The sequence below is a fragment of the Sandarakinorhabdus sp. genome (genome assembly GCF_031430775.1).
In the GTDB taxonomy this organism is placed as follows: Bacteria; Pseudomonadota; Alphaproteobacteria; order Sphingomonadales; family Sphingomonadaceae; genus Sandarakinorhabdus.
Window position 1 is genome coordinate 1 of sequence record NZ_JANPCD010000144.1, and the last position, 7907, is coordinate 7907.

Annotated in this window: 10 protein-coding genes; 2 read left to right on the forward strand and 8 right to left on the reverse strand. The window is 65.5% G+C overall.

Annotation, left to right across the window (positions count from 1 at the left end; translation table 11 throughout):
* Positions 1 to 231: VOC family protein (locus tag RMQ73_RS08925; RefSeq protein ID WP_310497806.1), on the forward strand; the 231-nt coding region annotated here is incomplete at its 5' end.
* Between the two features lie 45 nt (positions 232 to 276).
* Here the strand turns inward: RMQ73_RS08925 and RMQ73_RS08930 are convergent.
* The 3 genes from RMQ73_RS08930 to RMQ73_RS08940 form a co-directional block, all read right to left on the reverse strand.
* A complete protein-coding gene (locus RMQ73_RS08930) occupies positions 277 to 1791 on the reverse strand; it encodes a DUF1570 domain-containing protein (protein ID WP_310497807.1) in 1515 nt (504 codons plus the stop codon).
* A 62-nt stretch (positions 1792 to 1853) separates the two neighbouring features.
* On the reverse strand, positions 1854 to 2360 hold the full coding sequence (locus RMQ73_RS08935; protein WP_310497809.1) for a methylated-DNA--[protein]-cysteine S-methyltransferase: 507 nt from the start codon (positions 2358 to 2360) through the stop codon (positions 1854 to 1856).
* Between the two features lie 81 nt (positions 2361 to 2441).
* Positions 2442 to 3953, reverse strand: coding sequence for a Do family serine endopeptidase (locus tag RMQ73_RS08940; protein ID WP_310497810.1), 1512 nt, complete (start codon positions 3951 to 3953; stop codon positions 2442 to 2444).
* Positions 3954 to 4028: 75 nt separating this feature from the next.
* Between RMQ73_RS08940 and RMQ73_RS08945 the strand changes: the two genes are divergently transcribed.
* A complete protein-coding gene (locus RMQ73_RS08945) occupies positions 4029 to 4652 on the forward strand; it encodes a glutathione S-transferase (protein ID WP_310497811.1) in 624 nt (207 codons plus the stop codon).
* On the opposite strand, the gene RMQ73_RS08950 is transcribed toward RMQ73_RS08945, so the two are convergent.
* The 5 genes from RMQ73_RS08950 to RMQ73_RS08970 are packed head-to-tail and all read right to left on the reverse strand — an operon-like array spanning position 4639 to position 7859.
* On the reverse strand, positions 4639 to 4947 hold the full coding sequence (locus RMQ73_RS08950; protein ID WP_310497812.1) for a DUF952 domain-containing protein: 309 nt from the start codon (positions 4945 to 4947) through the stop codon (positions 4639 to 4641). The genes RMQ73_RS08945 and RMQ73_RS08950 overlap by 14 nt on opposite strands.
* Entirely contained in the window at positions 4944 to 5846 is a 903-nt protein-coding gene (locus RMQ73_RS08955) for a peptidylprolyl isomerase (protein WP_310497813.1), read from the reverse strand. The genes RMQ73_RS08950 and RMQ73_RS08955 overlap by 4 nt, the downstream gene beginning before the upstream one ends.
* Positions 5843 to 6214, reverse strand: a complete 372-nt coding sequence (gene msrB, locus RMQ73_RS08960; protein ID WP_310497814.1) for a peptide-methionine (R)-S-oxide reductase MsrB — start codon at positions 6212 to 6214, stop codon at positions 5843 to 5845. The genes RMQ73_RS08955 and msrB overlap by 4 nt, the downstream gene beginning before the upstream one ends.
* Positions 6211 to 6720, reverse strand: a complete 510-nt coding sequence (gene ruvX / locus RMQ73_RS08965) for a Holliday junction resolvase RuvX (protein WP_310497815.1) — start codon at positions 6718 to 6720, stop codon at positions 6211 to 6213. The genes msrB and ruvX overlap by 4 nt, the downstream gene beginning before the upstream one ends.
* On the reverse strand, positions 6717 to 7859 hold the full coding sequence (locus RMQ73_RS08970) for a DUF3089 domain-containing protein (RefSeq protein WP_310497817.1): 1143 nt from the start codon (positions 7857 to 7859) through the stop codon (positions 6717 to 6719). The genes ruvX and RMQ73_RS08970 overlap by 4 nt, the downstream gene beginning before the upstream one ends.
* Positions 7860 to 7907 lie beyond the last annotated feature (48 nt).

Here is a 7907-nt window from a genome sequence, read left to right on the forward strand (position 1 = left end):
TCCATCCATGGATTCTTGAAGAAATTCCCCGCCGGCGGCCAGCATCATGTCTGTTTCGAAGTCGAGGATATCATCGCGGCGCGCGACGCCATGCGGGCGCGCGGCGCGACCGTGCTCGGCACTGGCGAGCCGAGGATCGGCGCGCATGGGTTGCCGATCATTTTCGTGCATCCCAAGGATACGGGCGGGGTGCTGGTGGAGTTGATGCAGCGGCCTGACGGGGTGCATTGAGCGGGGTGCATTTACGGGATTGCCAGACGCGGCAACTCCGATGGGTCATTTCTTCCCGTCGGCTTCCGGCTCGGGTGGCGGCGGGCCCTTGTCGAGCTGCGCCACATAGCCGGGGGTGTCCTTGGCAACAGCGCGATCGCGCAGGGCGCGGGCGAGGCGCGTGTAACCGCTTTCGTGCGGCGAGAACGCAACCGAGGACAGCACGGTGGCGGCCTGGGCATGAAGTCCCGATTGCATCAGCCCCGACGCCATATCGATGGCAATACCATCGACCTGCGGCGCCAGTTCGAACATGCGTTGCAGCACGGCGAACTGGCTGTCCTTCAGCGGCGCATGTTCCAGATCGAATGTGTGCATGTAGATATGCATCGCCCGCCAGTCGCCGGGCTCAGCCTTGGTTGCCCGCACCAGCAGCCGGCGAACGGCAGCGGTGTTTTCCGGCGAGCGGCCGTCCTTTTGTGCAAGCAACGTTTCGGCCTTCCAGCGCAGCAAGGTGGCATCGGCGGGCGCAGCAGCCAGCAGCCCGTCGATGCGCGGCCCAGCGTCGGCGGCGGTGCCAAAGCGCAATTCCGCCTGCGCCAGCGCGCGCTGCGCCAAAGCATCGCCGGGAAAATCCTTGGCGGCGTCGCGCACCTTCGCCAGCGCAGCGGCCCGGTCTTTCACATCACGGCCTCGATGCTCCATCGACGCCATCAGCAGCAGCAGGCGCCCCGCTGATGCTGGCAGCAACGTGACCGTGACCGATGCCGGCGCCTGGGGCGGGCGCTTGAAGCGGCTGAAGGTGAAACCGCGTCCAACGAGATAACCGCGTAACCGGGTCCCGAGCTTGTCAAGTTCGGGTTCGACATGCGTACGGAACGCGCCAAGGGAATCTTCGCCGCCTGCGACGCCGCGCAGATAAGCCTGAAGCTTGGGCGCCATGCCGGGCACGCGGAACAGGTAATGCGTCAGCAGCCAGCTTTGCGCATAGAACATCGCCGCCTGCTCGCTGCCGCGATAGCGGAAATTGGCATCGACGATCTTGTTCCATGGCAGCCAGGTCAGATAGATCAGATTGTTCGAACGATTTGTTGCATCCAGCCCGAATTCTATGCGTCCCGGTTGAAACCGCGCGGTTGCGAAATATTCGGCAAAGCCTTCGACATACCAGGCCGGATAGACAATGGCGCCGCTGCCGAACATGTAATGATGAGCGTATTCGTGCAGCAGCGTGCTCTGGCCATATTCGCCGTTGGTGGCAAAGGCGATAATGGCGTTGTCGCTCGCGCTGTAGAAACCGCCGACGTTCGGGTTGATCTTCCCGAACGGCACTGCCTGGCTGATATTGTCGACGATATAGATGTCCAGCTTGGGCTGGTCCTCGATTGCCGGCGCCGAGGTGAAAGTGGACAGCATTTCTCGATAGTCTTCGAGCAGCGCCGTCCTGTCGCGCAGTGCCGCTTCGGACATGTCGCCATAGACGCGGAAATTTGCCGATTCCGCCACGCGCCATTGCGCAGCGGCAGGTGCCGCAAAACACAGCCCAAGCAATGTGGCAGCAAACACCAAGCAACGATTCATCACGCCCCCGAAACACGCTTTACGGTGCAAGATGAAGCGTCACGCCCATAAGTCAATGCGTGTCAGAGCAGCGCGGCGCCTTCATGCGCCAGCAGCCAGCGCTTGCGTGCGATGCCGCCGGCATAGCCGGTCAGCGCGCCATTGGCGCCGATGACGCGGTGGCAGGGCACGGCGATGCCGATGGGGTTGGCGCCATTGGCCAGGCCGACGGCGCGGGCAGCGCCGGGCTTGCCGAGCGCGGCAGCGAGCTGGCCGTAGTTCCAGGTGGCGCCGGCCGGGATGGTGCGCAGCATGGCCCAGACGGCGCGCTGGAAATTGCTGCCATTGGTGGCGATGGGCAAAGCGTGCAGCGCATCGGCATCCCCGGCAAAATAGGCGTCGAGCGCAGCGGCGATGGCCGGCGGCGTGTCGCCCGGCTGCGGTGTCACCGGGCCGTAGTGGCGCGCGAGCAACAGGTGCAGCCGGTCGGCATAGTCTGCAAAATCCAGCGCGCGCAGCACGCCGGCGCCGTCGGTGACGATGAGCAGCGGGCCAAGCGGGCTGGGATGGCTTGAGAGGGTCAGGATCATGGCGCGTTTCTACAGACGCGCACGATGGCTGTCTGGCGGAAATCGGCCATGGTGTTTGCCAAACTCAGGCCAAAGCGCCAATCAAGAGCGGCAGCCAAGGCCACCCTGCGCATTGACGCCGCATTCTGCCCGCTGGCCATTCTGCGAAAAACGCATCACGAGCGCGCCCTTTTTCGCCAGCCCCACCGCATCGGCGACTGTCTTGACCGGCTGGCCGCCGACGCTTTCGATCAGCGCGCCGGGACGCAGGAAGCGCACCGCCGGGGCGCGGCCATCGATGGCGACCACGACCACGCCCTGTTCGGGCAGGCCGATGCCGAGTTCCTGGGCATAGGCCGGCGACAGATTAGCGATGGTGACGCCGTTGAGGATCGAATTGGCGGCAATGGGCGTGATGGAGCGCGGCGGGTTTTCCGGCGGCGGCGCCAGTGTCACCGACACCCGGCGTTCGCTGCCCTCGCGGAACAGCACGACATCAAGGGCGCGGCCAACGCCTTCGGTGGCAAGGCTGTAGCGCAATTGGCCGCCATCGACGACCTCCTTGCCATCGACCAGCCGCAGCACATCGCCCGCCCGAATGCCGGCCCGCGCGCCGGGGCTGCCGGCAACGACCCCGGTGACCAGCAGGCCGCCGGGCCGGTCAAGGCCGAGCTGCTTTGCGGTATCGGCGGTCAAGGCCTCGCCCTCGACTCCGATCCAGCCCGACACCAGCTTACCCTTGTCGGCGGCGTTCAGGAACACGCGCACCATCTTGGCGGGGATGGCGAAACCGATGCCGTTCGACCCACCGCCGCGCGAGAAAATCGCGGTGTTGATGCCGATCAGCCGCCCTTGGGAATCGAGCAACGCGCCGCCCGAATTGCCGGGGTTGATGGCGGCGTCGGTCTGGATGAAGAATTGCCAGTCGGACACGCCGATACCGGTGCGGGCCACTGCCGAGACGATGCCGGTGGTGACGGTCTGGCCGACACCGAACGGGTTGCCGATGGCGACCGTGATGTCGCCGACCTCGACCCGGTCGCTGTCGGCCATGCGGATGACCGGCAGCGCGGCGCCGCCAGTATCGACCTTGAGCAGCGCCAGATCGAGGCGCGGATCGGCAAACACCACCTTGGCCTTGAATTCACGGCGGTCGGCAAGCGCGACAAGGATCTGGTCGGCGCCGGCGACGACATGGTTGTTGGTGATGATGAGGCCATCGGCGCCCACGACCACGCCCGAACCCAGCGATTGCTGGACGCGCGGCTGCTGCGTGCTGCCCTGGCCGAAGAACTGCCGGAAGAACGGATCGTCCATCAGCCCGCCCTGCCGGCGTTCGACCGTGGCGGTATAGACGTTGACGACGGCGGGCGCCGCCGTCTTGACGATGGGCGCATAGGACAGGGTGATCTGCCCGGCGGCCGGCACCACACGCTGCGGCTGCGATGTGTCCACGGGCGGGATCTGCGCCGAAACGCTGGTGTTGCCCGTCAGATGCGACGTGCCGAACACCAGGGTGGCCGCGCCGATGGCCGCCAGCGTGATGCCGCCGATGATCTTCAATCTGTCCATGATGGTTCCGGTCAGGGTAATGGTGCGATCTTGCATCTTCATGCGGTACTGATTGTCAGGCAGGGGTGAAGCAGGGATGAATATGGGCGGCGCAGGCGCCAATGAAAGGGCGGAGACATGAAATTATGGCATTGCAAGGATGCGCGCAGCTTTCGGGCGCTATGGGCGCTTGAGGAACTTGGCGCGGACTATACCCTGGAGATGCTGCCGTTTCCGCCGCGCTGGATGGCGCCCGAGTATCTGGCGATCAACCCCTTGGGCACCATCCCGTTTTTCACCGATGGCGATGCTGCGATGACCGAAAGCGCCGCCATCTGCCAGTATCTGGCCGACAAATTCGGCGCGCTGCGGGTGGAAAGCCATGAGCCGGATTACGGCGCCTATCTGAATTTCCTGCATCACGGCGAGGCGACGCTGACATTTCCGCAGACGTTGGTGTTTCGGTACAATTTTCTCGAAAAACCCGAAAATCGCCAACCCCGCGTTGCCGAGGATTACAAGCGCTGGTTTCTGGCGCGCACCGTGATGGCGGAAAATACGCTTGCCGATGGCCGCGAATGGCTGTGCGGCGGGCGTTTCACGGTGGCGGATATTTCGGTCGCCTATGCGCTGCTGTTTGCCGGCACATTGGGGCATCTCGATCAGGTCGGGCCGAATTTACAGGCATTCTGGGCACGGTGCCAGGCGCGGGAGGGGTTTCAGCGGGCGAAAGCGGCGCAGCGCGGCGTCAAAGCAAGTTGAACGGCGCCGCGCTGACCACGTCATCGAGCCGCAGCGGCCGATACAGATGCGGGAACAGCGCGCCGCCGCGCGACGGCTCCCACTTCAGCGCATCGCCAAGCGCATCAGCATCGAGCGTTACCGCCATCACGCCGGCCGCATCGGCAAAATATTTGGCGGCGGTGCCGGCGACCTGATCGGGCGCCGAGATATGGATGAAGCCATCGCGCAGGTCATCCGCCGAACCGGCGAAAACGCCATCGACCTGGAACGCGGCCCATTCCGGCGCGTGCAGCAATTTCGTGATCGGCGTCATCTTGTTTCGCGCACCGGCACGCGCAGGTTGCACAGATCGGCCGCGCCCGCCGGCCGGACGAAAAAGCCGGTGCGGTTGGCACGCGATCCCATCCAGTCGGCAAATGTGCGGCTGTCGGTGTCGAGCATCTGCCAGCGCGCAAAGCCGGGCATGTCGCTGGCCATGCGGACCTGCGTGATCCTGGTGCGCGCCGCTTCGTCCTTGTAGAACCCCAGCGCCTCGGTGCCACGCGGCAGGGCGGCGTGCGGCTCGATACCGGCAATCACGCGGCCGACATTGGTGATGTTGCGATCAAGATGGCGCGGGCCATGGCCGATGACAGTGTAGAGTTCGGACCCGTCGCCGGTGTCAGGCGGCATGTCGCGGCCAACCCCGACAGTGGCATAGCAATGCGTCAGCCACACCGTGCCGGCCTTGCGGTCGCGTGCGGCGGGCCAGCCGGCGACAAAGCCCGCCTTGGCATAGGCATCGGCAAAGGGCAGCCGCTTGAACGACAGGCCCTTGATGGGGCGTTCATATTCCGCCGGCAAGGGCGAGGCGCGCACGCGCTGTTCGCGCACATCGGGCGGCTGGCTGACAGGTTCCTGGCCGGCACCGGGTTTGGCTGCCCATTGCACGACATAATTGTCCTGCACCCGCACGATGCGGCCATCGTCGAAACGCCCGGCACGCACCAGCGCCTTGATCGCGGCGACATGGGCCGGGGCAAAGTCCGGCGCCAACTGGATCACCATGCGGCCCGCCGCGCTGTCCATCACCATCAGGTCATCGGGGTTGATGGCAATCCAGTGTGCCGCCGGCGCCTTGGCCAGAATTTCGTCCGAAGTCGGCGTCACCAGCGACGGTGGCGGCGCTTGGCCCATCAACACCAGCGCGGCGAGCGGCAGCAGCTTTTTCATGCGTCATCCTCGGGCACGAAATCGAGGCTCAGGCCATTGATGCAATGCCGCAGCCCCGTCGGCATCGGGCCGTCGGGGAATATGTGCCCAAGATGCCCTTCGCATTTGGCACAATGGACCTCGGTCCGGGTCATGCCGTGGCTGGAATCGGTGGTGGTGGCGACAGCGTCCGGCACCGCATCAAAAAAGCTGGGCCAGCCGGAGCCAGAGTTATATTTGGTGCCGGACGCATACAGCAAGGCGCCGCATGACGCGCAATGATAGTCCCCGGCGCGTTTTTCATCGTTGAGCGGCGAGGTGAACGGCCGCTCGGTGGCGTGTTCGAACAGCACGGCTTGCTGCGCGGGTGTAAGCTTGTTCTGGCTCATGATTGCTCCCAGATCGGTTTCGGGCGGGTCAGCGCGTCGATGGCGCCTTGCAGGATATAGGCCGCAGCCATTCTGTCCACACGTTCGGCCCGGCGGGCGCGTGACAGATCCTCGGCGATCATCGCGCGCTCGACGGCCTGCGTGCTCCAGCGTTCATCCCAAAGCAGGATCGGCAGGCCCAGCGGCACCAGATTGCGCGCCATCGCCCGCACCGACTGGGTGCGTGACGTATCGCTGCCATCCATGCTCAGCGGCAAGCCCAGCACCAGGCCCATGATGCGTTCATTGGCGACGAACTGTTTCAGCCGCGCGAGATCAACGGAAAATTTGCCGCGTTCGATGGTGGAATGGGGCGAAGCATAGGTCCAGCCGGCGTCGCAGGTGGCCAGCCCGATGGTCTTGGTGCCGGGGTCCAGCCCGGCCAAACGCCCCGCATCGGGCAATGCGGCTGCAAATTCGGCCGTGCTGGCGGTGATCGTTGCGCTCCGTGCGTCGCCGGGGATCATCGCGGCGCCGTTATCGCCGGTTTCCAAGCTGCCATGCGCCGTGCCGCGTCGCTGCGCAGATCGGCCCAGAACAGCGGGAAGTCATAAACATGGTAGTTGTTGCCCGGCAGCACATAACCCGGATAACCGCCCGGCGGCGGGCCGATATCGAGAATGCCGGCCGCAGTGCAGCGGGCGCCGATGCCGCCTGCAACCAGCGTGGCGGATTTGAAATCCGCCGATGGCACCATGCTGCCGCGATTGGCCGCGGCAGGCGCCGCATCAGGGCCAGTGCGGCCCAACAACGGGTTGGTGCACAGCATGGCGGTGCCGCGCCGGGGCAGCCCTGCCAGGCCCGTTGTGGCGTCAAACGTCGCGCGAACCACCGAGTTGTCGGCCGGGCTGGCATAGCTTTGCCAGGTCAGGATGCAGCCGGTCTGGGCCGGCGCTGCGCAGGCGGGCAGGCCCAGCGCCGGCAGATCGGCGGTCACCGAGATCGGCCAGCCCACGGCATAGACGGCCACGATCCGCGCGGCGAGCGGCATGCCTGCGACCCGTTCGCGCATCAGCCGCAGCAAATGCAACGCGCCCTGGCTATGGCCGGCCAGCACGATTGGGCGGTCTTTTGGCTGGTCGGCGATGAACCGGTCGAACGCGGCCAGCACATCGCCATAAGCGAGGCCGAGCGCCTTTTCGGCCTCGGGCTTGTCGGTCAGGAATGCCCCGAACACGGCCTGGCGATACTTCGGGCTCCAGACATCGCCGATTGCCGTGAAGATGCTGGCCTGCGAGCGCAGGAACAATTGCACGCGCGGCCGGTTGGCCGGGGCATCGAGGTCGCCGTTCCAGCGGTCGCGATCAAAAACGGCGGTGGGCAGGACATAAAAGACAGCGGCACGCTGGCCCGAAAGCGGCGGCGCAGCCAGCGCTGGTGCGCCGGGCGGCAGCCAGCGCGCATCATCGGCCGACAGGTCGGGGCGGGCCAGCCACTGCGCCGCATCGGCATAGTCCGGCCGGGAGGCAGCCGGGGCCGCATACGGCACGCCGGGAACTAGCGCGAGGCGGATCAGCCGGTCACCGAACAGGCGATAGGCAAAGATGGCGGCAATGACGATCATCACGAGAATGGTGATGACCCAAAGGAAGCGTCTGGCAGGCATGGCGGCCTCTATGAGCGAAAATGCCGGCGACCGCGAGAGGCAGACGGT

Excerpts from the sequence above, each read along its gene's own strand:
- RMQ73_RS08940 (WP_310497810.1), bottom strand. The coding sequence starts at position 3,953 with ATGAAGATGCAAGATCGCACCATTACCCTGACCGGAACCATCATGGAC.
- msrB (WP_310497814.1), bottom strand. The coding sequence starts at position 6,214 with ATGAGCCAGAACAAGCTTACACCCGCGCAGCAAGCCGTGCTGTTCGAA.
- ruvX (WP_310497815.1), bottom strand. The coding sequence starts at position 6,720 with ATGATCCCCGGCGACGCACGGAGCGCAACGATCACCGCCAGCACGGCC.
- RMQ73_RS08955 (WP_310497813.1), bottom strand. The coding sequence starts at position 5,846 with ATGAAAAAGCTGCTGCCGCTCGCCGCGCTGGTGTTGATGGGCCAAGCG.
- RMQ73_RS08950 (WP_310497812.1), bottom strand. The coding sequence starts at position 4,947 with ATGACGCCGATCACGAAATTGCTGCACGCGCCGGAATGGGCCGCGTTC.
- RMQ73_RS08935 (WP_310497809.1), bottom strand. The coding sequence starts at position 2,360 with ATGATCCTGACCCTCTCAAGCCATCCCAGCCCGCTTGGCCCGCTGCTC.
- RMQ73_RS08930 (WP_310497807.1), bottom strand. The coding sequence starts at position 1,791 with ATGAATCGTTGCTTGGTGTTTGCTGCCACATTGCTTGGGCTGTGTTTT.
- RMQ73_RS08970 (WP_310497817.1), bottom strand. The coding sequence starts at position 7,859 with ATGCCTGCCAGACGCTTCCTTTGGGTCATCACCATTCTCGTGATGATC.
- RMQ73_RS08945 (WP_310497811.1), top strand. The coding sequence starts at position 4,029 with ATGAAATTATGGCATTGCAAGGATGCGCGCAGCTTTCGGGCGCTATGG.